The organism is Rhizobium johnstonii 3841 (assembly GCF_000009265.1).
Classification (GTDB): Bacteria; Pseudomonadota; Alphaproteobacteria; order Rhizobiales; family Rhizobiaceae; genus Rhizobium; species Rhizobium acaciae.
Map to the genome: position 1 here is coordinate 431084 of NC_008378.1, position 25786 is coordinate 456869.

Genomic DNA, 25786 nt, shown 5'->3' on the forward strand with positions numbered 1-25786 from the left:
GCCGTCGCTCGTCTCCTGACCCGTCTCACCCTTGATCCTCGGCCGCGCGCGCATTTGCCGAGCGTATCGCGCATTTGTAAGCAGCTGGTAGGGAACAATGACGTGCCGGCGAAGTTCCGAAAGATCACGCAAAGATCCTAAGGAGGACATCAGATGCGTATGAAACTCGTAGCAGCTTCGTTTCTCGCTGTCGGCATGGCCACATCTGCTTTCGCGCAATCCAATCCGGCGCCGGCCGGGGCTACGATCGACAAGAACCACGTCGATCAGGGTGGCGCGAAGGTCAAAACACCGATGGCGACCGATTCAACCACGACAAACTCCACGACCGGCGGCACGATGAAAACAGGCAGGACCAAGTGCCCCAACCCCGTTAACAATTCCAGCAATCTTCAAACGCAAGGCGGCACAAGCAACGCCACGCCGATGGATGAGGCCTGCGCAGCGCATAACAATTGATCACCCCTCTTCGCAGAAAACCCCGCTTCGGCGGGGTTTTCTGCGCCGGGGCTTTGCCTATGGTCTGAACTCTCCTTCTGAGTTTATGCGGCGGATTGACGCACAACTCCAGCAATGCTATTCAAGTACTAATTGGTCAGGCCAGTTGACCAGCTGCGCGCTTGAGGAGAAGCTCGCCTAGGGAGGCCACGATGTTTTCGCCTGTTGAATCACGCCGCCTTTACCGGCAGGTCGCCGATCAGATTCGCTTGATGATCGCCAGCGGCGAGCTTGCCGTCGGCCAGCGGCTGCCGGCCGAGCGCGACCTGGCGGAGCAACTGTCGGTTTCACGCCCGACCGTCCGCGAGGCGCTGATCGTCCTGGAGGTCGAAGGCCTCGTCAACATCCGCATGGGATCCGGCATCTATGTGGTGCGCCAGCATGCTGCGACCGTCACTGGGGCCGAGCGAGAGCCGGTGGAGGGCCCGTTCGAGCTGCTGCAGGCGCGCGCCCTCATCGAATGCGCCATTGCCGAAGAAGCTGCAGGCCGCGCCAAACCGGACGATATCGCGCTGCTCGATGAAGCTCTGACGCGCATGGGTGGTGTGGTCAACGATGCGATCGCAGTGCTCGATGCCGATCGCGCCTTCCACACCGGCATTGCCGCCATCGTCGGCAATGCGACATTGATCCGCGTCACGGGCGAGATGTTCGACATGCGCATGACGCCTTATTTCGCAAGGCTCGCCAGCCACTTCGAGGGGCCTACGACATGGCGTAGCGCCCTGGACGAGCATCGCGCCATTCGCGACGCGATCGCCGCCGGCGATGCAGCCGGCGCCAAGGCTGCCATGCGCGCTCATCTCACCATGTCGCAGAAGAGGTTTTCCGAGAGCTTCGGGGAGGAGTTCTCGGGGGAAGAGGAGCGCGGACGCAACAAGCGGCCGTCGAAAGGAACTGCCAAGACTTAACCCAAGCTCGGGAGGAGAGAGCAATGAAAAGCAGACTGGCAACGATACTTTGCACCGCAGCCGTAATCATGGCGAGTAGCGCAATCGCGCAGGCCCAGACAGTGCTGAAATGGGCGCATGTCTATGAAACGTCAGAGCCCTTCCACACGGATTCCGTATGGGCCGCAGAAGAGATCAACAAGCGCACCGACGGGCGCTACAAGATCGAGGTCTATCCGGCATCGCAGCTCGGCAAGGAAGCCGACATCAACCAGGGCCTCAAGCTCGGGACCGTCGATGTCATCATCTCGGGATCGAGCTTTGCGGCCCGCGACTACAAGCCGATCGGCGTGACTTACTTCCCCTATATCTTCCGCGGTCCCGATCACCTGATCGCCTATACCAAGAGCGATGTCTTCAAACGTCTTGCCAAAGGCTATGAAGACAAGACCGGCAACCACATCGCCGCCGTCAGCTATTACGGCACGCGCCACACGACATCAAACAAGCCGATCGCCAAATGCGCCGATATGCAGGGCTTGAAGATCCGCGTGCCTGACGTTCCGGCCTATCTCGCCATGCCGCGCGCATGCGGCGCCAACACGACGCCGATCGCCTTTGCCGAAGTCTATCTCGCTTTGCAGAACGGCACGGTCGAGGCACAGGAAAACCCGCTGACGACGATCGAGGCGAAGAAGTTCTACGAAGTCCAGAAGAACATCATCCTCACCGGCCACATCGTCGATCACCTCAACACCGTGATCTCGAAGACGCGGTGGGCGAGCCTTTCCGACGAGGACAAGAAGATCTTCGGCGAGGTCATGCAGGAGGCCGCCGAGCGCACGAGCAAGACGATCGCCGGCAAGGAAAACGGTCTTATTGCGACCTTCAAGGAAAAAGGCTTGAACGTCGCCGAGGTCGACAAGGCTGATTTCGAAAAGACCGTGATGGAAAAGGTCAATTTCGAGGATTTCGGCTACGAGAAGGCCGATTGGGAAGCAATCCGCGCGATCCAGTAAAACTCGCGGCGCGGCGTCCAAGCGCGGCGCCCTTCGCTAGCAAAGCCCGCCAACTCTTCCTTCGTCATGCTCGGGCTTGTCCCGAGCATCTGCTCCGATCGACACGTGGCAGATCCTCGGCACAAGGCCGAGGATGACGGCGAGCAAAGAACGGGCTTTGTCAGCAGTCCAAAAGGGCCGCAGCCCAAGCGCCGCGTTCCTTCTTCCCCAACTGGAACAGGGCCGATCATGTCGCAAGAAATCCATACGCAAATTACGGCCGAAGAAATCGGTCACGAGTTCGAAGGACACGCGCCGACCGCTAACGTCTCGGATTACGCTATCGAAGACTGGATCACGCTGCTCGTCTTCTGGCTGATGGCCGGTTGCGTCTTCCTGCAATTCTTCACGCGCTATGTGCTGAACGACAGCTACGCATGGACCGAGGAGATCGCGATCAACTGCCTGATCGGCGTCGTCTTTCTCGGTTCCGTCATGTGCGTGCGCACCTCGCGGCATATCCAGGTGGATGTGTTCTATCACTATATGCCGGCAAGCCTTGCGCGCGTGCTCGCCACTTTCGTCGATATCGTCCGCATCGGCTTCTTCGCCTATGGCTGCCATCTGATGTGGCGTTACGTCGACATCGTCGCGGACGAGCAGATGGTCACCATCGACCTGCCGCGCAACATCGTCTTCTACAGCGTTCTCGTCGCCTTCGTGCTGATGCTGATCCGCGCGGTCATCGTCTTCATCGCCAACATGCGCCGCGGCTACTCCGTTCTGGAGCGCCCCGAAGAATTCCAGACCGTCGAGGGTTGATCAGATGCTGCTGCTTCTAGGTTCGTTCCTGGTGTTGATGCTGATCGGGGTGCCCGTCGCCATTTCGATGGCCGTCGCATCCGTGCTCTACATCGTCCTTTATGGCGTCGCGCCGGACATTATCGTCGCCCAGCGCATGATCGCCGGCGTCGAAAGCTTCCCGCTGCTCGCCGTGCCGTTCTTCATCCTCGCGGGCAACCTGATGAACTCGGCCGGTGTCACCGGCCGCATCTATTCCTTTGCCGTTGCTCTCGTCGGCTGGATGAAGGGCGGTCTCGCGCAGGTCAACATCATCGGTTCGGTGATCTTCTCCGGCATGTCGGGCACCGCGCTTGCCGATGCCGCGGGTATCGGCACGATCGAGATCAAGGCGATGAAGGATCACGGCTATCCGGTCGAGGCCGCGGTCGGCGTGACGGCGGCCTCGGCAACGCTCGGCCCGATCTTCCCGCCATCGCTGCCTTTCGTGATCTACGGCATGATGGCGAACGTCTCGATCGGCGCTCTTTTCATGGCGGGCATCCTGCCCGGCATCGTCATGACGCTGTTGATGATGATCACGGTCGCCGCCTTTGCTTATAAGAAGCGGTGGGGCTCGGATGCGCCGTTTAATGTCAGAGAGCTCCTATCGGCGGGGATGGAAATCGTCGTCGTCCTGGCGGTGCCGCTGGCCATCTATCTGATGATGCGGGCCGGCGTATCGATGAATGTTGCGGCGGGCATTGCTCTTGCCCTCCTTCTAGCCCTCGACTGGTATTTCCGCTTCTCCGCCGTCATGGCGCTGATGACGCCCGTCATCCTGATCGGCGGCATGACGATGGGCTGGTTCACGCCGACGGAGGCAGCCGTCGCAGCCGTCCTCTGGTCTCTGTTCCTCGGTCTGGTGCGTTACCGCACGATGACGCCCTCGACGCTCGCCAAGGCAAGCTTCGATACGATCGAGACGACGGCATCCGTTCTCTTCATCGTCACCGCGGCATCGGTCTTCGCATGGCTGCTGACGGTAAGCCAGGCGGCCCAGCTGCTGTCCGATGCAATCCTGTCGATCACCGACAATAAATGGGTTTTCCTGATCCTCGTGAACCTGCTGATGCTCTTCGTCGGCTGCTTCCTGGACACGATCGCGGCCATCACCATCCTCGTGCCGATCCTTCTGCCGATCGTCCTGAAATTCGGGATCGATCCCGTCCAGTTCGGCCTCATCATGACGCTGAACCTGATGATCGGTCTGTTGCACCCGCCGCTCGGCATGGTGCTTTTCGTGCTGTCGAGGGTCGCGAAACTTTCTGTCGAACGCACGACCATGGCGATCCTGCCCTGGCTGGTGCCGCTCTTCCTGGCGCTGATCCTGATCACCTTCGTGCCCGCCATATCGCTGTGGCTGCCGCAGCAACTCGGGCTGCTGAGATAGGAGTGGAAGATGCGGACACGTGTGGCACGGCTTTACCAAAAGGGCGACCTCAGGATCGAGACCGCCGCGGTTGCGGCCCCTGGTCCCGGGGAGGTGCTTCTCAAAATGGCGGCCGCAGGGATTTGCGGCTCCGACCTGCATTATTATCAGGACGGCGGCTTCGGGCCTGTCCGGGTTCGCGAGCCGATCATACCCGGCCACGAGGCCTCGGGGACCGTGAGCCAAGCGGGCGAGGGCGTCGATCTGAAGGCTGGCACGCTGGTGGCGGTCAATCCCAGCCAACCCTGCGGGCATTGCGAATATTGCCAGAAAAACATGCCGATCCACTGCCTGGACATGCGCTTCATGGGCAGTGCGATGCGCCTGCCGCATGAGCAGGGCATGTTCCGGGAATGGCTGGTGGTGCCGGCCAAGCAATGCTTTGCGGTCGGAGCTGCGACAACCGCCGCGGAAGCGGCCTGCAGCGAGCCGCTCTCCGTCTGCCTGCACGCGGCATCGCGCGCAGGAGATATCACAGGCAAACGCGTGCTGGTCACCGGAGCCGGCCCGATCGGCGCCCTGATGGTTGCCGTCGCCTCCTATCACCATGCAAGCGAGATCGTGGTGACAGATCTCGCGGACGCGGCGCTGGACCGGGCCAAAGCGATGGGCGCCAGCCGCACGATCAATGTTTCCAAAAACGCCCAGGCGCTTGCCGAATTCGAGGCGGGAAAGGGCTATTTCGATCTCGTCTTCGAATGCTCGGCCGCCGCCCCGGCCATCCGCGGCGCAATTGCCGCCATCAGGCCGCGCGGAACGATCGTGCAGGTCGGCGTCACAGGAGACGTCCCGATCCCGCTCAACGCCATCGTCGGCAAGGAGCTTCAACTCCACGGAACGCAGCGCTTCCACGAGGAGTTCGGTACTGCCGTCGAGCTGATCTCCAGCCGCAAGATCGATGTGCGGCCGATCATCAGTCACAGCCTGCCGCTCGAAGAAGCCACCGCAGCCTTCACCCTCGCCGGCGACCGCGCGGCCGCCTGCAAGGTGCAACTGACTTTTTAGAGCGCGTCGCCGAACTCACGCCTGTGCTCGGCGGGGCGATGAGCAATCGAATCCGCCCGGCCGACGCGTCTACGCGCGCCTGGCTGCCCCGACGGTATTGCCACCGCAGCCTTTCACGACGATCGGAGCAAAGATCCACGTCGCCTATCGCGAGTGGAGCGCAGGATCCGAGTGATGAGGGGCGACATCGTCACTGTCGCCCGACGGCTCGTCCGGCCGGGACGGCGAACCGTTCCGGCAATGCCGAATCGATCGCTTCGCTATAAATAAACGCTATAGCGGCAGAGTGGAGTTGTGTTGGCCAGCGACGCTTCCCTGAACCTACTGTGACGGTGTCAGCGCTGGGCTGACGCGATAAGAACCGCGGAAAGCGGTCAGGACTACGCTGGGCCATATGCCAAGCGTTTGCAACCGAGAACATGGAGTGGGAACATGAAACTTACCGTAAGCCGCAGAGCACTTTTCATTTCTACAGCGGTCCTTTCGCTGGCCGTGACCGTCTCCGGCCTGCCGGCTATCGCGCTGGCAGCGGACGGGACGATCAAGCTCGGACTTGTCGCGCCGATGAGCGGTCCGAATGCGCGCTACGGCGCATTTTCAATGCATGGAGCCGAACTCGCCGTCAAAGACATCAATGATGCCGGCGGCATCGACGGGATGAAAATCGAACTCCTCAACGCCGACAGCCAGGGCACGCCGGTCGAAGGCGTTTCGGCCGCCCGTCGTTTGATTGACCAGGATGGCGTCGACTTCATCATCGGCGATGTTTCCAGCTCGGTGACGCTTGCCATCCAGCCCGTCGCGGAAGATGCCGAAGTGCTTCTCCTGAATGCGGCCTCATCCAATCCGAAGATCACCTATCAGGCCGGTGTCGGCGGTTTCAAGTGGACCTATCGCAACTATCCGACAGATGAGAACCGGGCGCTGATCGTCGCCAAATATGCCGCAGAACAGCGCGGCTTCACCAAGTTCGCGGTGCTCTCGGTCGACAGCGACTATGGCCGCTCGGCGATCACCTTCACGAAGAAGTACCTGCCCGATTTCAAGGGTGAGATCCTCAGCGAAGACTATTACAAGGAAGGCGAAGTCGACTTCCGCAGCGTTCTCGCCAAGATCCGCGACAATGGCGCCCAGGCGATCATCATGTACGGCCTCGCCGATACGACGCCCATCATCGCCCGCCAGATGATCGAACTCGGAATAGCCGGCAAGGTCGCGCTGATCGGCAATGGCGAGTTCAACACGGAAAAGACCATCAAATCAGCCCCGTCGGCGCTCGAAGGTGCCGTCGAAGCCGCCGCATGGCTTCCGCAGTTCGACTCGCCTGAAAGCAAGGCTTTCGTCGAGAAGTTCACTGCCACCTACAACGAAGCCCCGAACAACCACGCCTACGTTCACTGGGATACCGTCAACCTCCTCGCCGCGGCGATCAAGCAGGCCGGCAGTGCTGACAAGGTGAAGGTTCGCGATGCACTCTCGAAGATCAAGTACAAGAGCCCGGTCGGCGAAGTCACTTTCGACGACCACAACCAGGCCCGCCTGCCGATGATCCTACTGCAGATCGAGAACGGCAAGCCGAGCATCAAGGGTGCATATACCGCGGACATTCAATATCCTGCCAACTAATCTGCCGGGAGGAGTAGGCCCATGCTCTCGACCATACTCGAGCAATCTGTGAATGGAATCGTCACGGGTTCCGTTTACGCCATCGTCGCCGTCGGCATGACCATGATTTTCGGCGTGCTGAGAGCCATCAATTTTGCTCACGGCGAATACTACATGCTCGGCACGTTCGGGGCCTGGTTTGCGATCGATTATCTCGGCCTGTCCTACGAAGTGTCGATTGTCGTGGGCGTTCTTGCGACAATCGCCGTTGCCTATGTGGTCGGGCAACTCGTCATGCGCCGGATGGTCGGCGCGCCCGCGGAGTCGGGCGTGCTCGCCACCCTTGGCATCGCGCTGATCCTGCAGAACACCATCATTCTCGTCTTCGGCGGAGGCTACAAGTTCTTCGCCGGAGGCTATATCGAACCGGTTTCCATCCTGGGCTTCAGTCTGGCCGAGCAGCGCATTCTCATTCTCGTCGTCTGCCTGTTGGTATTCATCGGCCTCGAACTGATGGTCAGCTACACCCGCCTCGGAATGGCGATGCGCGCCGTTTCCCAGAACGTCGAGTGCTGCAGCGTCGTCGGCATCGATGTGCCACAGGTGGTGCTTCGAACCTTCATGCTGGGGGCGGCCCTCGCCGCACTTTCGGGTGTTCTGACGGCGCCGGTCAATGTCAGTGTTTATGGCGGCATGGGCGAGTTGATCACCTTCAAGACGCTGCCGATCATTATCATGGGCGGTTTGGGGAATGTGCGTGGAACTTTCGTCGCGGCGATGATCCTTGGCGTTGCCGAGAGCCTGGTCGCCACCTATGTCGGCTTGCAATTCCGCGACACGGTCGGCTTCGCCACGCTGATCCTGATGCTGATGTGGCGACCGCATGGCCTCTTTTCGACGCAGGCGCGCTTCTAGCAGCTGCGCCCGCCATCTTTCTCGAACGACCGAGGACTCGATATGTCTCTCACGGAAACCGCTCAACAGGCACGCAGGCGCGACCTTCGCATACCGCTCGCCGCAGTCCTGGTCGTCCTGGCACTTGCCGCGCCGTTCATCGGCAGCCGTTACATCACCCATTCCCTGATCATCGCCCTGATCTTCATGCTTCCGGCTCACGGGCTCAATCTGCTTGTGGGATACACCGGTCTTCTGTCATTGGCTCAGGCCGCGTTTTTCGGCATCGGCGCCTATACGGCAGGTCTTCTCGCCGTCACCTACGGAACGCCGTTCTACGTCAATCTCATCGCCGCGGGCGCCGTCTCCGGGGCCCTTGCTCTTCCGCTCGGCATTCCCGCCTTGCGTCTGCGCTCGACGTCCTTCGTCATGTGTACGCTCGGTTTCGTGATCATCGGCCAGGCAATCGCCAAGAACTGGGTCTCGCTGACGCGCGGCGACATGGGACTATCGAGCATTCCAAAACCATACTTCGAGCTCGGCCCGCTTTCGTTCACGGTGTCCGGTACGACGAACTTCTACTATCTTGCCCTGATTATCGGGACGCTTGCCACCTTCGCCGTCTGGGCAATCGTCCGCTCGCCGGCCGGGCGCAATATGGTGGCGATCCGTGAGAACGAAACGCTCGCCGAATCTCTCGGCGTTCCCACCTGGCACTACAAGCTGATCGTCTTCATGATCAGCGCCGTGTTTGCCGGGGTCGGCGGCTGCCTCTACGCCTATTACCTGACGGTCGTCAGCCCGCTGACCTTCCAGATGTACTATTCGACCACGATGCTGATCATCGTGCTCGGAGGCGGGGCGGGGATGATTTCCGGCACTGTCTTCGGAAGCCTGCTCTTCGTCGGGCTGACGGAGGCGCTGCGCATTACACCCGAACTGCGCATGATCGCCTATGGTGTCTGCCTTCTCGTCCTCGTCTTCTGGTTCAAGAAGGGCTGCGCGCCGCTGATCAATCGTTTCTGGAATGCGATTGGAGGCGCGAAATGACCAGTCATCTTCCGCTTCTCGAGATCAAGAACCTCAGCAAGTCCTACGGTGCGGTCAAGGCCGTCAACGATGTCAGCATTCACATCGATCGAGGTGAGATCGCGGGCCTGATCGGACCGAACGGCTCCGGCAAGTCGACCTTCTTCGATTGCAGCACCGGCCTTGCAAAGCCAGACACCGGCACGGTCGTCCTTGATGGACAGGATATCACCGGTTGGTCCTTGAACCGCATCGCCAGGGAAGGTCGCATGCTGCGGTCTTTCCAGAAGACCGTCACTTTCCGGTCGCTCGATGTCGAGGAGAACCTGGTCATCGCCGGTCAGATGTTCACCTTCCCGTCCATCACCTCGACCTTCGGTCTCGGAAAGATGTCCCGGCAGCGCGTCGGTGGTCTCCGGGAGCGAGCTCGCGACCTCATCAAGATGGCGGGTCTTTGGGATGTGCGCCATCAGCCGGCGGGCAATCTGTCGGGCGGACAGCAGAAACTTATCCAGTTCGCATCCATGTTGATGCCCGAACCGAAGCTCATCCTGCTGGATGAGCCGATGGCCGGCATCAATCCGAAGATCATCGAACGCGTCGTCGACACCATCCGTTATGCGAACAAGTCGCTTGGCGTGAGCTTCCTGGTGATCGAGCATAATATCGATGTCGTCACCAGCATCTGCCAGCGCGTCATCGTGCTCGACCAGGGAGCCAAGCTCGTCGAAGGCTTGCCAGGCGACATCATTCAGGATCAGCGCGTCAGGGAGGCCTATCTTGGAGGGTAACTCGCAACTTTTGATCCGCGACCTGCGCGCAGGTTACGGCAATCTGGATATTCTGAACGGCGTCGATCTCGACGTGCCCGCCGGACAGTTCGTGGCGCTCATGGGGCCGAACGGGGCGGGCAAGTCCACTCTTCTCAAGACGCTCTACGGCATGACCACCATCAAGCAGGGAAGCATCGACTGGCGCGGCAAGAATATCGCCGGCAGCAAGTCGAGATCCATTCTGGGCGAGGGGATTTCCTTCGTGCCTCAGGGGCGCTGCAACTTCCCCGTGATGAGTGTCGATGAAAATCTTCAGATGGCCGCCTATACCCTCCGCGACGCCAAGGTGAAGGCCGACCGCGATTACGTCTACGACCTCTTTCCGATCCTGAAGAATCGCCGTGCGACGCTCGCAGGCAATATGTCCGGCGGCGAGCAGCAACTGCTCGAGGTGGCGATGGCGGTGCTGCAGCGGCCGAAAGTGCTGCTGGTCGACGAGCCGTCCGTGGGGCTGTCGCCGGCTGCGATCGGTATCGTCTTCGACGAACTTCTTCGACTTCACGCAGATGGCATGACGATCCTGCTGGTTGAACAGAACACCAAGAAAGCCATGGAAGTGGCGGAGCGCGCGGTCATTCTGAGACTTGGCAAAGTCATCTGGGACGGCCTGCCGAAAGACATCACCCATGACGAGCTCGGCGAACTGTTCCTGACCGGGAAGATGCGCGGCGAAACCGAAGCCGTTCACTGAGGCGGTCCCGCCTCTCAAGAATCATAATCGAGGAAATCTCAATGAGCACTTTTGTGCCTGCATCGCGTGTGTCCAGAATCAAGGTTTCGCCAAGCACGGCTGCGGCAGCCCGGGCTCGCGAACTGAAGGCAGCCGGCCGCGATATCGTCGACCTGACCGTCGGCGAGCCGGACTTCGATACGCCTGACAACATCAAGGCCGCGGCGCACGCGGCCATCGACAGGGGCGAAACCAAATATACCGCCGTCAACGGCACGCCGGCGCTGCGCAAGGCAATCATCGGCGATATCAAGCGCCGGCTCGGCCTCAGCTACGCAGACAACGAAATCTGCGTGGGTGGCGGCGCCAAGCAGATTCTGTTTCTGGCGCTTATGGCGAGCGTGGAAAACAATGCCGAGGTGATCATCCCCGCACCATACTGGGTCTCCTATCCCGATATGGTCATCGCCAACGAAGGCAAGCCGGTCATTATCGAATGCCCACAGGAAACAGGCTTCAAGCTCACGCCGGAGGCTTTGGAAAGAGCGATCACGCCGAAGACCTTGTGGCTGGTTCTCAACGCGCCGTCCAATCCAACGGGCGCGGCATATGACAGGAGCGAGCTCGAAGCCCTCGGCAAAGTGCTGCTGCGCCATCCCCACGTCTTCGTGCTTTCCGACGACATTTACGACCAGGTCTGGTTCAAGGACGAGCCGATGACGACGCTGGTGGCCGCCGTCCCGGAACTGAAGGAGCGTGTTCTGCTCACCAACGGCGTCTCAAAGTCCTACGCCATGACCGGATGGCGTATCGGCTACGCGGCGGGTCCGGCCGTCTTGATCGCAGCCATCAACAAGCTGCAGTCGCAGATGTCGTCCTGCCCGTCGTCGGTCAGTCAGGCCGCAGCCGCCTATGCGCTGTCTTCGGACCAGTCATTCGTCACGGAAAGCGTGACGGTCTACAGAAAGCGCCGGGATTATGCGTGCTCACGGCTCAACGCGGTGCCAGGCCTCTCCTGCCTGGTGCCTGACGGCGCTTTCTATCTGTTTCCGAACTGCGCTGGTGTTATCGGCAAGAAGACCCCCGAAGGTAAGACAATCGAGACAGACCTCGATTTCGTGCTCTATCTGCTCGATGGCGTCGGGGTCGCGGCGCTGCAGGGTGCCGCCTACGGAGTATCGCCTCATTTCCGTCTCTCGATCGCAACGTCGATGGAGGCAATCACGCAGGCATGCGATCGCATTGAACGGGCTGTTGCCGACCTGTATTGACTGCAAAGAGGCTGGCGGGGCCTTGCGCCCCACCGGCCGCAGGCTTTACGTTTTTTCGTGAAACAAGAAGCCGGTGGCAATGAGCGTCGATTTCCGAAAACTGAAGAGCTTCGTCAAGATCGTCGATACAGGCAGCGTATCGCGAGCAGCAAGCCTTCTGAGGACGGCCCAGCCGGCACTGTCGCAGCAGATTGCCGCTCTCGAAGCGCACTTCAAGCACAAGCTTCTCATCCGCAGCAATGTCGGCATTACGCCGACCGAGGCGGGGCTCATCCTCTATCGGCATGCGCAACTGATGCTGAAGCAGATCGAGCAGGCGCAGGTCGACATCGATCAGGCCGCCAAATCGGTGGCGGGCCGCGTCTCGATCGGGCTTGCGACCTATTCCTCGTCAAGCGCCTTGTCGCTGCCGATCCTCAAGGAGATGAAGGCCAGGCATCCCCATATCGTCGTCCACATCAATGACAGTTTCGGCCAGATCCTCAGCGAACTGATCATGACGGGCAAGATGGATATGGCGCTGATCTATGCCGCTGCCCCGATCAAGGGCGTCACCCTGCAGCCATTGTTTCGCGAGGAAATGTTCCTTGTCTCGCCGCCGGGAATCGAACTTCCCGGCGAGAGCAGTGCGCCGCTTCCCCTCTCTGCCCTCCAGGATATTCCGCTGCTGCTTCCCAGCAAGGCACATCTGCTCCGGCGGCTGATCGACGACGCCCTGGCGAGAGCGAGAGCCACACCTGATGTCGTCGCGGAAATCGAATCCGTTCCGGCCCTCAGCGCGGCCGTCCTCGATGGGCTTGGATCGACCATTCTGCCGGCTTCGGTGGTCACCGAGACTGCGATCTTTTCAGGCGCGCAGGTGCGGGCGCTGACGAAGCCGGTGATTGACGCGACCGTGTCGCTTTGCGTCGCCGATCATCTTCCCTTGTCGGAACCCGCCATCGCTGCGCGGTCGGTTCTCCTCGATGTCGTGGGCAAGCTCATGAGCAGTCATCACCCCGGAATCAGGCCGGCTTAGCCCGCGGCCAATCCTCGCAACGGCGATCTGACGGCGTATCTCCGCTTCGCCATAAGCAAACCCTATAGCGGCAGACTGTAGTTGTGTTAGCCAACGCGCCGGGCATTCCCCTAACCTTCAAGCAGACACCGGGTCCGGGCATCGGATCCGCATAGCGGCGCCTGCCGCGCCGAACAGTCGCTTCGAGGACAACATGGCAAAACTGGCTTTCGACACGGGCGGTACCTTTACCGACTTCGCGCTCCTGGACGACAAGGGCGACCTTCACCTTCACAAGGTCCTGAGCACGCCAAAGAATCCTGCAGAAGCAGTCGTGCAGGGTGTGTCCGAATTGCTGGAAAAATTCGCGGGCACCATCGCCATCGAGAACCTGCAAGTGCTGGGCGCCACCACCGTCGTCACCAACGCGGTTCTCGAGCGCAAGGGCGTCGAGACGGGGTTCGTCACCACCGACGGTTTTCAGGACATGCTGCGTATCCGCAACGAAGGGCGCTACGACCTCTACGACCTGAATATCAAATATCCCGACCCGCTGGTCACCCGCGCAAACAGCTTCGGCGCCGAAGAGCGTATCGCGGCTGACGGTTCTGTCATGACCGAGCTCAAGGAAGAGACGGTGCGAGAAATCGCCGGCCGCCTGAAGGAGAAGGGCATCCGCTCCGTCGCCGTCTGCCTTCTCCATGCCTACAAGTATCCCCAGCACGAGCAGCGCGTCGCAGCGCTGCTGCGCGAAGAACACCCTGACATCTTCGTCTCGCTTTCTTCCGAAGTCTGCCCTGAGATGCGCGAGTTCGATCGCGCGTCGACGACTGTTGTCAATGCCTATACCAGGCCGCAGATGGCTGGGCACGTCGCTCATCTCCAGCGTGAGTTCGCTGCGAAGGGCATCGATCGGCAGGTCCTCTGGATGACGTCATCGGGCGGGCTGGTGCCGAGCCGGCGTGCCGCAGAACTGCCGGTACGCCTGATCGAGTCAGGCCCTGCGGCCGGCGCCGTGGCCGCTGCCGAGTTCGGCCGCACGGCAGGTGAGGCGAGTGTCCTGTCCTTCGACATGGGCGGCACGACCGCGAAGCTCTGCCTGATCCCCGACGGTGAGCCGAATGTCGGCACCGACCTCGAAGTCGCCCATTATCAGCGCTTCCGCAAAGGATCCGGTTTCCCGCTGAAGATCCAGTCGATCCAGATGATCGAGATCGGCGCGGGCGGCGGTTCGATTGCGGCCAAAAACCCTCTCGGTCTGCTTGACGTCGGCCCGCACTCTGCAGGCGCCATGCCCGGGCCGGCCGCCTACCAGCGCGGCGGCACCCAGCCGACCGTCACGGATGCCGACATCCTGCTCGGTTACATGGGCACCGAATCCTTCGTCGGCGGCTCGTTCAAAGTTTCCAAGGAAGCCGCCCACGAGGCGATGGCCAAACTTGCCGCATCGCTCGAGGTCTCGGTCGAACGCTGCGCATGGGGCATCCATGACCTCGTCAACGAATCCATGAGCAAGGCGGCCGCCATGCATGCGACCGATCTCGGCGTCGATCCCCGTTCGCTGCCCATGGTCGCGTTCGGCGGCGCCGGTCCGGTCCACGCCTATGGCATCGCCCGCAAGCTCGGCATTTCCCGCATCATCTGCCCGACCGGTGCAGGCGTGAGCTCGGCGATCGGCCTGTTGATCGCTCCCGTGGCGGTCGATCTGTCCGCAAGCCATCCGATGGCACTCGACGCTTGGAATATGGACGCCATGAACCGTCTGCTGGACGAACTCTCGGCCCAAGGTGCCGAAGTCGTGTCGGCGGCGGGCGTGCCGAAGGATACGATCAGCAACCGCTACACCGTCGACATGCGCCATGTCGGCCAGGGCCACGAGATCACCGTGGTTCTGCCTGACCGGAACCTGCCGAAGGAGGAATTCCTCAGTGAGCTCCGTGGCAATTTCTTCAAGCTGTACCATGAACTGTTTGGCCGTACCGTTGCCGCGCCGCTGGAGGTCATCACCTGGCGCCTGCGCGCCGGCGGCAAAAAAGATCAGGTCACGCGCCCGCACGAGACCGTCGTTGCCGACGCGAAGAAGGGCAGCCGCAAGGTCTACTTCCAGGAGATCGGCGGCTTTACCGAGACTGCGGTCTACGACCATTACAAGCTTCCCGTCGGCGAAGAGGTCAGGGGTCCGGCAATCGTCGAGCAGCGTGAATCGACTGCGGTCGTCGGGCCAAGCGGCGCCTTCCATGTGGATGCCCATGGCAACCTCGTGATCAACATTCGCTAAGGGGTACTCAGATGTCGAAACCCGCCACCGATTTCAACGACCCGATCAACCTTCAGGTCATGTGGAACCGCCTGATCTTCATCGCAGACCAGGCTGACAACGTCCTCGGCAAGACGGCATTCTCGCCGATCGTTCGCGAGAACCACGATTACGTCACCGTCCTGCTGGACAGCAAGGGACGGGCGCTGGCGCAATGCACCTGGTCGATCCCGGTCTTCATCACCTCGCTTCCGGCCGCGGCCCAGAATTATTTCCTGCCGAAGTTCCCGGCAGACAAGCTCGAAGAGGGTGACGTGCTGGCGACCAACGATCCGGAGATCGGTACCGGCCATCTTCCCGATGTCACGATGATCACGCCGATCTTCAAGAACGGCAAGGTCGTCGCCTATGCCGGCTCCATCGCCCATCTTCCCGATATCGGCGGCGCCCCTCTGCATTCCGAAGCGAGCGATATCTACGAAGAAGGCATCCGCTTCCCGATTATCAAGCTGCTGAAGGCCGGCGTTCCGAACCAGGACGTCTTCGACATCATCGAAGCGTCGGTCCGCCTTCCGACCGAAGTGCGCGGCGATCTCGAGTCGATGATCGCTGCCAACAACGTCATGGGCCGCGAACTCGTCAAATTCCTGGATGAGTACGGTCTCGACGACGTCGAAGGCCTGGCAACCGCCATCCATTCCCGCTCCGAAGCGCAGACCCGCAAGGCGATCCGGGAATGGCCGAACGGCAGCTACGCCGCCGAGGTTCTGCTCGACGGTTATGATGTCGACGTCACGCTGAAGGCTTCAGTCATTGTCAACGATGACTCGATCCATGTCGATTACACCGGCACCTCCGACCAGGTTTTGCACTCGATCAACTGCCGGACGAACTATCGCTACGCCCATTCGGTCTATGCTCTGAAATGCCTGCTCGACCCCGAGACTCCGAACAACGAGGGCTGCATCGTTCCGATCACCGACGAGGCGCCGCTCGGCTGCATCCTCAATCCGCAGCACTGGACGGCGGGCAACTCGCGGAACCTGATCGGGCACGTTATTCCCTCGCTGATCTTCAAGGCGCTCGAAGGCGTGGTGCCCGAGAAGGTTATGGGCGACAGCGGCGGCGCGCCGATCTGGGCTGCCAATTGCGTTGGTCAGCGCAATGACGGCACGCAATATGGCTCCGTCCAGAATTTCCATGGCGGGCAGGGCGCGCGCGCGGAGCTCGACGGTCTGGATACGCTGAGTTTCCCCTCGAACTGCAAGGTAACGGCCATCGAGATGTTCGAGGTTGCCGTTCCCGTGCTGACGGAGCGGAAGGAACTGATCGCGGACTCCGGCGGTGCCGGCAAGCATCGCGGCGGTCTCGGCCAGCGTGTCGTGCTGCGGAACCTCGGCAAGAACCCGATGAACATCTACCTCGCCTCCGAGCGTGTTCGCCATCCCTGCTTCGGTGTCGTGGAAGGCCAGAGCGGATCGGCTGGAAAGGTCATGAAGGATGGCAAGCCTCAGTTCCCGAAGGGCAAGGTGGTTCTGAAGACAGGCCAGCGCCTCGAGGTCGAGACGCCAGGCGGCGGCGGTTGGGGAGCTGCGAGTAATCGTTCGTCTGCACTCATCGAGCAGGATCTTTCCGAAAACCTGATTACGGCGAAGGCTGCGAAGGAAATTTACGGCTATTCTGGCCCGCTCGCTGCTGCGGCCGAATAGGGGAAAACCATGGGACTTCTCGAAGGAAAAATCGCTCTCGTGACGGGAGCCGGCTCCGGCATCGGTCGCGAAACCGCCCTGCTGCTGGCAAAGGACGGCGCCACCGTCGTACTGACCGGGCGGCGGATCGAACCGCTGCGCGAGGTGGCGGCCCTGATCGAAGAGGCTAATGGCAAGGCCGTCGCGCGCGCGCTCGATATCGAGACGCGTGAAGAGATCTTTGCGGCCGTGACGTGGATCAAGGATAGCGTCGGACCCGTCGACATCCTGGTGAACAATGCCGGCAGCGCCAGCAAGGTGCTGAACGCGCGTTTTCTGAGCGAGGCCGAGTGGACCTCCACCATCAACGTCAATCTGACTGCCGTCTTCAACCTGACCCAGGCGGTCCTTCCCGACATGATCGCTAAGGGCGAGGGGACGATCATCACGGTCTCGTCGCTCGCGGTGATCAACCCCAACCTGCTCGGTGGCGCGGCCTATGGTGCGGCCAAGGCCGGCGTGAAGAACTTCATGACCTTCCTGCACAATACCTATCGCAATCAGGGGATCCGGGCGACGACGATCCTGCCCGGCGAGACGAATACGCCGATCATGGACAATCGCGCGCGGCCTCCTCTGCAGGAGGAACGCGCCGTCATGATGGATCCTCATGACGTCGCCCGTGCGATCGTCCTCTGCGCCAGCCTGAACAAGAGCGCCGTGATCCCCGAGCTTCACATCTGCCCGACATTCATGCGGGACACGTCAGCGGATATCGAAATTGCGCGTTGGGTCGGTGCGCCGGCCGATACGCCCGATATGCCGAAAAAATAGAATTGGGAGGACATTGATGAACGGAGCCAAATTGCGCGCCCGGCTGTTGGCCGGCGAGGCGATCACCATGTATACGCCGCACCACTCCTCGTCGGGGCTGGCAGCCCGACTGGTGGAGCTCGGCGCCGATTCCGTCTTCGTCGACTGCGAACACGGAACCTGGAGCTTCGACGATGTGCGCATGACCGCACAGATTGTCCGTTCTGTCGGCGGAGCGGCGATCGTCCGGCCACATTCGCACGAACGCCCGATCATCATCAGATATCTGAATGCGGGAGCCGACGGCATCATGGTCCCGATGGTGGACACGGCCGAACAGGCGCGCGCCGTCGTCGATGCCGTCCGTTACGCTCTTCCGTCCGACTTCGACAAGCGCCTGGTGGTGGCGATGATCGAGACAGTGGATGCCATCGACAATCTCGACCAGATGCTGAAGGTCGACGGCATCGACGTCTTCTTCATCGGACCTGGCGATCTCTCACAGAATATGGGCTATCCGCCGGCTCCACCCTTCGGCGAGCCGCGTCCTGAAGCTGTCATGGAGAAGGTCGCGCTCGCCGTCGACAAGATCCGCGCAGCAGGCAGGGTTGCAGGCACGCTGGCCACCGCCGATGAACTGCCTCATTGGCTGCAGAAGGGTGTTCAGTTCTTTTACATCCACACCGACCCCTTCCTGCGCCGCGGGATTGCCGGCATCAGGCAGACGCTGGCGCGATAGCAGGCGGGGTAGATTTCCTTCTTCGCTGACGCTGGGCTGCCATGCGGAGGGGCGCTCAATTAATATTAGCTTAGATCGCGGTTCAGCGCCTGCCCCTCGTGCGCGTCGCCAGAACATTGCGGATCGAGAAGCTGGAATGAATTCTGAGGACGCCGGGTAAGGTCGACAGTATCTCTTTGTGGATCCGCTCGAACTCGCCCGCATTGGCAACCTCCACGCGCAGCAGATAGTCGGAACCGCCCGTCATCAGAAAACATTCCCGGATCTCGGGATGCCGCCGAACCGCCGCCTCGAGGCGGTCGAGATAGTCCTCCGTTTGTCGCTCTAGAGTGATGTTGATGATCACGGCGATCATCTCATCCGCATTGCCGGTGTCGACCAGCACCGTATAGCCGCGGATCACGCCTGATTTTTCCATGATCTTGATGCGCCTGAGGCAGGCCGAGGGAGAAAGACCGATCTCGGCGGCGAGCTTGGCATTGCTCATGCGGGCATCGAGGCGCAGTAGCCTCAGGATATTGCGATCGATGGCGTCGAGAGCGGGCATAGTGGATCATTCCAAACTTTTATCGATTATGCGCATAATGGGCAAATCAAGCAATAATCGGCTACTGAATGATAGGCAATTTCGCTCATTATTTCATAAACTCCCTGAGATCAAAAAGGGGTGGACATGGATAGCGATATTTTGGTTTCCCGCACACGCACCGCTACGATCGCGCAGGGAGCCACGGGCTATCTGATGATCGATCTTGCCGCCCTCGGCCGTAACTATCGCAAGCTCGTATCGATGCTGGCACCGGTCCGCGCCGGCGCCGTCGTCAAGGCCGATGCCTATGGTCTCGGCGCCGAGCGGGTCGCGAGAACGCTTTACAGTGAAGGTTGCAGGCATTTCTTCGTCGCCCAATTTGTCGAGGCCGTGAGGCTCAGACCGGCCCTTGCGCACGACGCCCAGATTTTCGTGCTGAACGGCTTGCAGCCGGGCAACGAGATCGCCTGCGCCGAGATGGGCATTGTCCCGGTTCTCAATTCGCTGGCGCAGTGGCGGCAGTGGTCGGCGGCTGCGCGCATTCTGAAGCGCTGCCTGCCAGCCGTCCTCCAATTCGACACCGGGATGTCGCGGCTCGGTTTTCCCCGGGAAGAGCGAAGAGAGCTGGCGGCGGCTCTTCGCGATGGCAGCAATGTCGAAATCCTGTTCATCATGAGCCATCTGGCTTCGGCCGATGACATGGGCAGCGAGCAGAACGGCGAACAGTTTGCCGAGATGTCCCGCATCGCCGACGAATTTCCCGGCTTCGACATTTCCTTCGCCAATTCCGGCGGCGTTTTCCTGGGCGAGGCCTATTACGGCGTACTCGCCCGCCCCGGCATCGCGCTTTATGGCGGCGCTCCGAACGCCGGCGAGAAGAACCCGATGGAGCCGGTCGTCAGCCTCAATGTCGCCGTTGTGCAGACGCGCACCGTACCGGCGGGTGCGAAGGTCGGCTATGGCGGCGCGCATGTCACGCAACGGGAAACGCGTCTCGCCACCATTGCCGCCGGCTATGCTGATGGCCTGCCGCGATGCCTCAGCGACCGCGGCGCCGTCTATTTCAAGGGCGTCCGCCTGCCGATCGTCGGCCGCGTGTCGATGGACAGCACGACCGTCGACATCACAGCACTGCCCGAAGGGGCGCTGACCTTCGGCAGTCTCGTCGAAGTGCTCGGCCGCCATCAGACGCTTGAGGACATCGCGCGCGATGCCGGCACCATTTCTTACGAAATCCTAACTGGCCTGGGCGATCGTTACGACAGGCAATATCGCTAAGAGCCGGCGGCTCCATCATTGGGGACATCATGAAGGTCATCGTTCTAGGAGCCGGCATCGTCGGCGTTACATCCGCTTATCAACTGGCCAAGGCCGGTCATGACGTCACGGTCGTCGACCGGCAGCCGGGTCCGGCACTGGAGACGAGCTTTGCCAATGCCGGCGAAGTCTCCTTCGGCTATTGCTCGCCATGGGCAGCGCCCGGCATTCCTATGAAGGCCATGAAGTGGCTGTTCATGAAACATGCGCCGCTCATCCTGCGCCCAAAATTAGACATGGCCATGCTTTCCTGGATGGCGAGGATGCTGTCGAACTGCACCTCCGAGCGTTACGCGATCAACAAGAGCCGCATGCTGCGCCTTGCCGATTACAGCCGCATCGCGCTGGCCGATCTTCGCGCCGAGACCGGCATCGCCTATGATGAACGCATGCAGGGAACCCTGCAGCTGTTCCGCACGCAGCAGCAGCTCGAGGCCTCGGCAAAGGATGTCAAGGCGCTGGCTGCCGACGGCATTCCCTATGAGGTGCTGGACCGGGACGGCTGCATCCGCTTCGAACCGGCGCTGAAGCATGTGCGCGACAAGATTGTCGGCGGTCTGCTGACGCCGAAGGACGAAACCGGCGATTGCTTCAAGTTCACCAATGCGCTGGCGGCCAAAGCCGAGGCGCTCGGCGTCCGTTTCGCTTACGGGACGACGATCAAGGCGCTGGATGTCGAGGCCGGCCGCGTGCGTGGGGTCATCACCGATCGTGAAAGGATGAGTGCGGAGGCGGTGGTGGTCGCGCTCGGCAGCTATTCGCCGCTGCTGCTCAAGCCGCTCGGCATCCGGCTGCCGGTCTATCCCGTCAAGGGCTATTCGCTCACCATCCCGATCGCCGATGCGTCACGCGCGCCGGAATCGACTGTGATGGACGAGACCTACAAGATCGCGATCACCCGGCTCGGCGATCGCATTCGTGTCGGCGGCATGGCTGAAATATCAGGCTATACCAATGATCTCGGCCTGGCCCGTCGCAGCACGCTGGAATATTCGGTCACCGATCTCTTCCCCGGCGGCGATATTTCCAAGGCCTCCTTCTGGTCCGGCCTGCGCCCGATGACGCCTGATGGCACGCCGGTTATCGGCCCGACAAAGGTCGCCGGTCTCTTCCTCAATACCGGCCACGGCACGCTCGGCTGGACGATGAGCACCGGTTCGGCGCGGCTCATCGGCGATCTCGTCGGCGGCGGCCAGCCGGAAATCGACGCGAGGGATCTCGCCATCACCCGCTACGGCTGAAACCCGGGGCAACACAGAAAAAGAGGGATGAACATGATTGCGCAAATCCATTATCACTTGTGTACATCGCCTTTCGAGGTCACGAATGTCCGTTAATTCTCATATACAAAACGATGGCAGCCTCGCCCGACAGCTGGCGGTGCAGAGCATGTTGTTTCGGGAAACGGCGCACAGCGGAACGGACCCGGATGAACTCTCGGAAATATTGTCGACGCCAACCTCCCCGATCAAGGTTGCGGCGGAAGGCAATATGCCGATTGCATACCACTGCAATTTCGTCTCCGTGGGAGAAGAGGTAACGGTAGCCGATTGTACCTACGAAGGCACAATCCTGATCAGGCGGGAGGCGCCCAGCGATAGGATGATCGTTTTTCTGCCGATGGCAGGAAACGCATCCTTCGAAGGCATGCGGGAGCAAATATATTCCATTCCCGCGCGTGGCACGATCCTTGAGGCAGGTCGTGCCGCGGGTGCTCGCCTGTTTGGGCCGCGCCGTCATTTCGGCCTGTTCGTCGATCAGGCGAAGATCATTAGCCACCTAACGCATATGTTCGAGAGAACGATCAGCGGCGACGTCGATTTTCATCCTCACATCGATCTGACGACCGGTCCCGGGCTTGTATTCCAGCAACTTGTCTCGAGCCTCCATCGCGGCCTCAGCGGCAACGGACCGCTGCAACGCTCGCCGTTGGCGGCCAGCTTGCTCTGTGACGCGGCGATCTATCTGCTTCTGGAGACCTGCCCCAATCGTTATTCGAACGAGCTTGCGCTCCCTGCTCCAGCGCCGGCTCCACGCCATGTGAAATGGGCCATCGACTTCATGCAGGAACACATCGCCGAGCCGATTTCGCTCAACGACATTGCGATTGCAGCCAAAGTCAGCGTTCGGACTTTGCAACAGGGTTTCCGCCAGTTCAGGAATACGACCCCGATGTCCTACCTGCATGACCTTCGGATGGCCGCCGCCCATCGCGATTTGCTCGAGTCTGACGAGAAGCAAGCCATCGCCGACGTCGCGCTGCGATGGGGCTTTACGCATCTTGGGCGATTTTCTGCCGAATACAGGAAGCGTTTCGGCCAGTTGCCGTCACAGACCTTGAGGCGCTGAGCTCTATCTCGGCGTGGATGATTCCGTCGACGATGGACCAGGCGTCCGATCGCCGACGGGAGCGGCACGCGGGATACGGATCTATGCCGCGCGCTTCAGGGCATCACCGAGGATCGAAACGATCGTGTCGATCTGGCTTTTCTCGATAATGAGCGGCGGGGAGAGGGCGATAATGTCGCCGGTTACCCGGATCAACAGGCCCTTGTTGAAGCAGTCAACGAAGATGTCATAGGCGCGGGTTCCAGGCGCCCCGTCACGAGAAGCCAGTTCGACTGCGCCGACCAGTCCGAGATTGCGGATGTCGACGACATGAGGCAGGCCTTTCAGTGAATGGAGGGCCTCCTGCCAGTACTCGGCCAAATCGGCTGCGCGGGTCAGCAGGCCTTCCTCCTCGTAGATCTCCAGAGTAGCGAGCCCGGCCGCACAGGCGACCGGATGGCCGGAATAGGTGTAGCCATGGAAGAGTTCGATCGCGTTATCGGGTCCGACCATCAGGCCGTCATAGACCTTCCTGCTGGCAAAGACCGCGCCCATGGGGATCGAGCCGTTGGTGATGCCTTTTGCCGTGGTGATCAGGTCGGGCACGACGCCGAAGTAGTCGGCCGCGAAAGGAGTGCCGAGACGTCCGAAGCCGGTGATGACCTCGTCGAAGATCAGCAGGATTCCGTGCTTGTCGGCGGTTGCGCGCAGTTTCTCCAGATAGCCCTTCGCAGGCAGAACCACGCCTGCCGATCCCGACATCGGCTCGACGATGACCGCTGCGATGGTTTCGGCGCCGTGCAGTTGCACCAGGCGCTCGAGATCGTCCGCCAGTTCCACGCCGTGAGCGGGAAGACCCTTTGAGAACGCATTGCGCTCGATGTCGAGCGTGTGGCGCATATGGTCGGCCGGTATTTGCGGGAAGACCCGCCGGTTGTTGACGAGACCGCCGACGGAAATGCCGCCGAACCCGACGCCATGATATCCCTTCTCGCGCCCGATGATCCGCGTGCGGGTGCCCTGGCCGATCGCCCGCTGATAGGCGATGGCGATCTTCAGCGCCGTATCGACCGATTCCGAGCCTGAGCCGGTGAAGAATATCCTGTCGAGCTTGGCTTCCGGGCCGCCCGGCGCGTTCGCAGCCAGTTTTGAGGCGAAGTCGAAGGCGATCGGATGCCCCATCTGAAAGGTCGGCGCATAGTCCAGCGTTGCAAGCTGTCGCTCGACGGCATGGGCGATCTTCTTGCGGCCGTGGCCGGCATTGCAGCACCAGAGCCCGGCGGTGCCGTCAAGCACCTGATGTCCATCGACGTCGGTGTAGTACATTCCCTCCGCGGCTGCGAGAAGCCGCGGCGTGGCCTTGAATTGCCGGTTCGCGGTGAATGGCATCCAGAAATTTTCGAGTACGGGCGCGTTCGTTTTGCTGATCTGGTCCATCCTGGCCTCCTTTGGGGATGGCGCCGAGAATGTCAGTTTCCCTCTGACAAACAAGTCCTTTTCTTTGCTGTTGCAAGCTATTGAAATTCAATGGATTTGGAGATAAATTTTAGATATTCTGGACAACGCAAACGAGCCGCATCATGTCAGTCGATATCGGCAGCCGCCTTCGCTATCTCCGCATCGCCAATAAGCTTTCCCAGCGAGAGCTCGCCAAGCGCACCGGCGTGCCGAACTCGACGATCTCGCTCATCGAATCGAACGCCTCCAACCCGTCGGTCGGAGCCTTGAAGCGAATTCTGGACGGCATCCCCATCGGGCTCGCTGAATTCTTCGCCTTCGAGCCCGAGCGTCCAAGGAAGGCCTTCTATGCGGCCGAGGAGCTGGTGGAGATCGGCAAGGGCGCCATTTCCTACAGGCAGGTTGGAGAAAACCTGTTCGGCCGCAGCCTGCAAATCCTCAAGGAATGCTACCAGCCGGGTGCGGACACCGGAAAGGTTCCCCTTGTTCACGAGGGGGAAGAGGGCGGGATCGTGCTCTCGGGAAGGCTCGAGGTGACGGTCGATGACGAGCGGCGGATCCTTGGAGCGGGTGACGCCTACTATTTCGAAAGCAGACGCCCGCACCGCTTCCGCTGCGTCGGACCGGTGCCCTGCGAGGTCATCAGCGCCTGCACGCCGCCGACTTTCTAGTTCTTGCCCTCGATGCGGGCAAGCACCCCGTCGAGTGCAGCGGTCAGCGCGGCAAGGCCGCCCTTCTTCTCGAAGTCTGAGAAAACCTGCTCGTTCAGTCCGCCCTTGGTCGCGAATTCGCGGCTCAGCGCGCTGAACGGTTCGTTGCCGGGGCTGTTCGCTTTCTGCGCGAGGCTTGCAAAGAGCGGGGCAATGTAGGCCTGTCCCTTCGCCTTTTCGAGGCCGCCTCTTTCCAGCCAGACGGCAACCTGCTCCATGATGCCGAAATAGGTCGACATCATTGCGCTCGCTGCCGCGAGAAGATCATACTCCTTCCTCGACTGGCATTGGACAGCCGTTCCGAGCGCATCGAAAAGCGCTGCGACGGCGGTATCAGGCGGATAGACGGCAGTGACGCCTTGCCGGCCGGCGACGAAGGGCAGGGGGATCGCCTGCACCAGATGCACGTCGGCGGCGATCCATTCGGAGAGAGCCTGGCGCTCCGTCGCCGCAACGAGGCTGACGACCATTTGGCCATCCCTGAACGATAGCGCACGCACGACCTCCTCGGCGACCTGCGGCCGTATCGCCAGGAACACCATGTCGCTGCGTTCGACGACGTCCTGATTATCCTTGGCAATTCTCACAGTGGCGAATTCGTCGGCCAGCGTCGCGGCGATGTGGGCGCTTCGTGGAGACACGTGAATTTGGGAGGCATAGGCCGGCTCGGTGAGAAGCCCGCGAACCATGGCCTCGGTAATCGCGCCGGTGCCGACGAAGCCGATACTGTCGATTTTCATTTGATTACTCCGCAGCCCGCAGCGGGCCCAATGCGACATCCCCGTGCCGAACTACATCACCTACAAACGGCAAGACGGCGGTTACCGCCTTCACCCAGAACTTCGCCTGCGACTATGCACCCGACAAGATCGGGGTCAATGCCGTCTGCCCCGGCGAAATCCATACGCCGATGCATGACGCCGTTATTTGCGCGCTGGCGGATGCCTGATCCTGCTTTTGTTTCGGATTTCATCCGGTTACAAGG

24 protein-coding genes and 1 pseudogene are annotated in these 25786 nt (G+C 61.0%); 22 read left to right on the forward strand and 3 right to left on the reverse strand.

Annotated features, from left to right (window positions below):
- Positions 1-153 precede the first annotated feature (153 nt).
- The 17 genes from RL_RS34905 to RL_RS34985 all read left to right on the forward strand — a co-directional run bounded on the left by RL_RS34905 (position 154) and on the right by RL_RS34985 (position 18459).
- Complete coding sequence (locus RL_RS34905) at positions 154-459, forward strand: hypothetical protein (RefSeq protein ID WP_011649164.1); 306 nt, start codon at positions 154-156, stop codon at positions 457-459.
- A 191-nt stretch (positions 460-650) separates the two neighbouring features.
- Positions 651-1409, forward strand: a complete 759-nt coding sequence (locus RL_RS34910; RefSeq protein WP_011649165.1) for a FadR/GntR family transcriptional regulator — start codon at positions 651-653, stop codon at positions 1407-1409.
- 23 nt (positions 1410-1432) lie between these two features.
- Positions 1433-2407, forward strand: a complete 975-nt coding sequence (locus RL_RS34915; RefSeq protein WP_011649166.1) for a sialic acid TRAP transporter substrate-binding protein SiaP — start codon at positions 1433-1435, stop codon at positions 2405-2407.
- A gap of 228 nt (positions 2408-2635) precedes the next feature.
- Entirely contained in the window at positions 2636-3208 is a 573-nt protein-coding gene (locus tag RL_RS34920) for a TRAP transporter small permease (protein WP_011649167.1), read from the forward strand.
- 4 nt (positions 3209-3212) lie between these two features.
- Positions 3213-4619, forward strand: a complete 1407-nt coding sequence (locus RL_RS34925) for a TRAP transporter large permease (RefSeq protein ID WP_011649168.1) — start codon at positions 3213-3215, stop codon at positions 4617-4619.
- 9 nt (positions 4620-4628) lie between these two features.
- Positions 4629-5663, forward strand: a complete 1035-nt coding sequence (locus tag RL_RS34930) for an L-idonate 5-dehydrogenase (protein ID WP_011649169.1) — start codon at positions 4629-4631, stop codon at positions 5661-5663.
- A 432-nt stretch (positions 5664-6095) separates the two neighbouring features.
- Entirely contained in the window at positions 6096-7289 is a 1194-nt protein-coding gene (locus tag RL_RS34935) for an ABC transporter substrate-binding protein (protein WP_011649170.1), read from the forward strand.
- Between the two features lie 21 nt (positions 7290-7310).
- Positions 7311-8183, forward strand: coding sequence for a branched-chain amino acid ABC transporter permease (locus RL_RS34940; protein WP_011649171.1), 873 nt, complete (start codon positions 7311-7313; stop codon positions 8181-8183).
- A 42-nt stretch (positions 8184-8225) separates the two neighbouring features.
- On the forward strand, positions 8226-9212 hold the full coding sequence (locus RL_RS34945; protein ID WP_011649172.1) for a branched-chain amino acid ABC transporter permease: 987 nt from the start codon (positions 8226-8228) through the stop codon (positions 9210-9212).
- Positions 9209-9982: an ABC transporter ATP-binding protein gene (locus RL_RS34950; protein WP_011649173.1), complete on the forward strand. Its 774-nt coding sequence runs from the start codon at positions 9209-9211 to the stop codon at positions 9980-9982. Before RL_RS34945 ends, RL_RS34950 begins: the two co-directional genes overlap by 4 nt.
- Positions 9972-10715, forward strand: coding sequence for a branched-chain amino acid ABC transporter ATP-binding protein (locus tag RL_RS34955; protein WP_041937000.1), 744 nt, complete (start codon positions 9972-9974; stop codon positions 10713-10715). The genes RL_RS34950 and RL_RS34955 overlap by 11 nt, the downstream gene beginning before the upstream one ends.
- 41 nt (positions 10716-10756) lie before the next feature.
- The gene (locus tag RL_RS34960; RefSeq protein WP_011649175.1) at positions 10757-11965 is read left to right on the forward strand and encodes an aspartate transaminase; all 1209 of its coding nucleotides are present in this window, start codon (positions 10757-10759) and stop codon (positions 11963-11965) included.
- 79 nt (positions 11966-12044) lie between these two features.
- Complete coding sequence (nac, locus tag RL_RS34965) at positions 12045-12983, forward strand: nitrogen assimilation transcriptional regulator NAC (protein ID WP_011649176.1); 939 nt, start codon at positions 12045-12047, stop codon at positions 12981-12983.
- Positions 12984-13176: 193 nt separating this feature from the next.
- The gene (locus tag RL_RS34970; protein WP_011649177.1) at positions 13177-15240 is read left to right on the forward strand and encodes a hydantoinase/oxoprolinase family protein; all 2064 of its coding nucleotides are present in this window, start codon (positions 13177-13179) and stop codon (positions 15238-15240) included.
- A gap of 11 nt (positions 15241-15251) precedes the next feature.
- Positions 15252-16928 (forward strand): hydantoinase B/oxoprolinase family protein, encoded by a 1677-nt coding sequence (locus tag RL_RS34975; protein WP_011649178.1) that lies wholly within the window; start codon positions 15252-15254, stop codon positions 16926-16928.
- 9 nt (positions 16929-16937) lie between these two features.
- Positions 16938-17741 carry an SDR family oxidoreductase gene (locus RL_RS34980; RefSeq protein WP_011649179.1) on the forward strand — a complete coding sequence of 268 codons (804 nt, stop codon included), beginning with the start codon at positions 16938-16940 and terminating at the stop codon, positions 17739-17741.
- Between the two features lie 16 nt (positions 17742-17757).
- Positions 17758-18459 (forward strand): HpcH/HpaI aldolase family protein, encoded by a 702-nt coding sequence (locus RL_RS34985; RefSeq protein WP_011649180.1) that lies wholly within the window; start codon positions 17758-17760, stop codon positions 18457-18459.
- An 82-nt stretch (positions 18460-18541) separates the two neighbouring features.
- Here the strand turns inward: RL_RS34985 and RL_RS34990 are convergent, their stop codons facing one another.
- The gene (locus RL_RS34990) at positions 18542-19006 is read right to left on the reverse strand and encodes an Lrp/AsnC family transcriptional regulator (protein ID WP_003550368.1); all 465 of its coding nucleotides are present in this window, start codon (positions 19004-19006) and stop codon (positions 18542-18544) included.
- Between the two features lie 126 nt (positions 19007-19132).
- Here RL_RS34990 and alr point away from each other — a divergent pair, with 126 nt between their 5' ends.
- From alr to RL_RS35005, 3 genes are all read left to right on the forward strand, one after another.
- Positions 19133-20266, forward strand: a complete 1134-nt coding sequence (alr, locus tag RL_RS34995; protein ID WP_011649181.1) for an alanine racemase — start codon at positions 19133-19135, stop codon at positions 20264-20266.
- 29 nt (positions 20267-20295) lie between these two features.
- Positions 20296-21546: a D-amino acid dehydrogenase gene (locus RL_RS35000; RefSeq protein WP_011649182.1), complete on the forward strand. Its 1251-nt coding sequence runs from the start codon at positions 20296-20298 to the stop codon at positions 21544-21546.
- An 85-nt stretch (positions 21547-21631) separates the two neighbouring features.
- Entirely contained in the window at positions 21632-22654 is a 1023-nt protein-coding gene (locus tag RL_RS35005) for a helix-turn-helix transcriptional regulator (RefSeq protein WP_011649183.1), read from the forward strand.
- A gap of 81 nt (positions 22655-22735) precedes the next feature.
- On the opposite strand, the gene RL_RS35010 is transcribed toward RL_RS35005, so the two are convergent.
- Entirely contained in the window at positions 22736-24070 is a 1335-nt protein-coding gene (locus RL_RS35010; protein WP_011649184.1) for an aspartate aminotransferase family protein, read from the reverse strand.
- Positions 24071-24213: 143 nt separating this feature from the next.
- Here RL_RS35010 and RL_RS35015 point away from each other — a divergent pair, with 143 nt between their 5' ends.
- Positions 24214-24762 (forward strand): cupin domain-containing protein, encoded by a 549-nt coding sequence (locus tag RL_RS35015; RefSeq protein ID WP_011649185.1) that lies wholly within the window; start codon positions 24214-24216, stop codon positions 24760-24762.
- On the opposite strand, the gene RL_RS35020 is transcribed toward RL_RS35015, so the two are convergent.
- Positions 24759-25541, reverse strand: a complete 783-nt coding sequence (locus RL_RS35020; RefSeq protein WP_011649186.1) for a pyrroline-5-carboxylate reductase — start codon at positions 25539-25541, stop codon at positions 24759-24761. The two genes, RL_RS35015 and RL_RS35020, sit on opposite strands and share 4 nt — an antisense overlap.
- A 71-nt stretch (positions 25542-25612) precedes the next feature.
- Between RL_RS35020 and RL_RS38785 the strand changes: the two are divergent.
- Positions 25613-25729 (forward strand): annotated as a pseudogene (locus tag RL_RS38785) (SDR family NAD(P)-dependent oxidoreductase); the annotation flags it as partial.
- Positions 25730-25786: the final 57 nt, after the last annotated feature.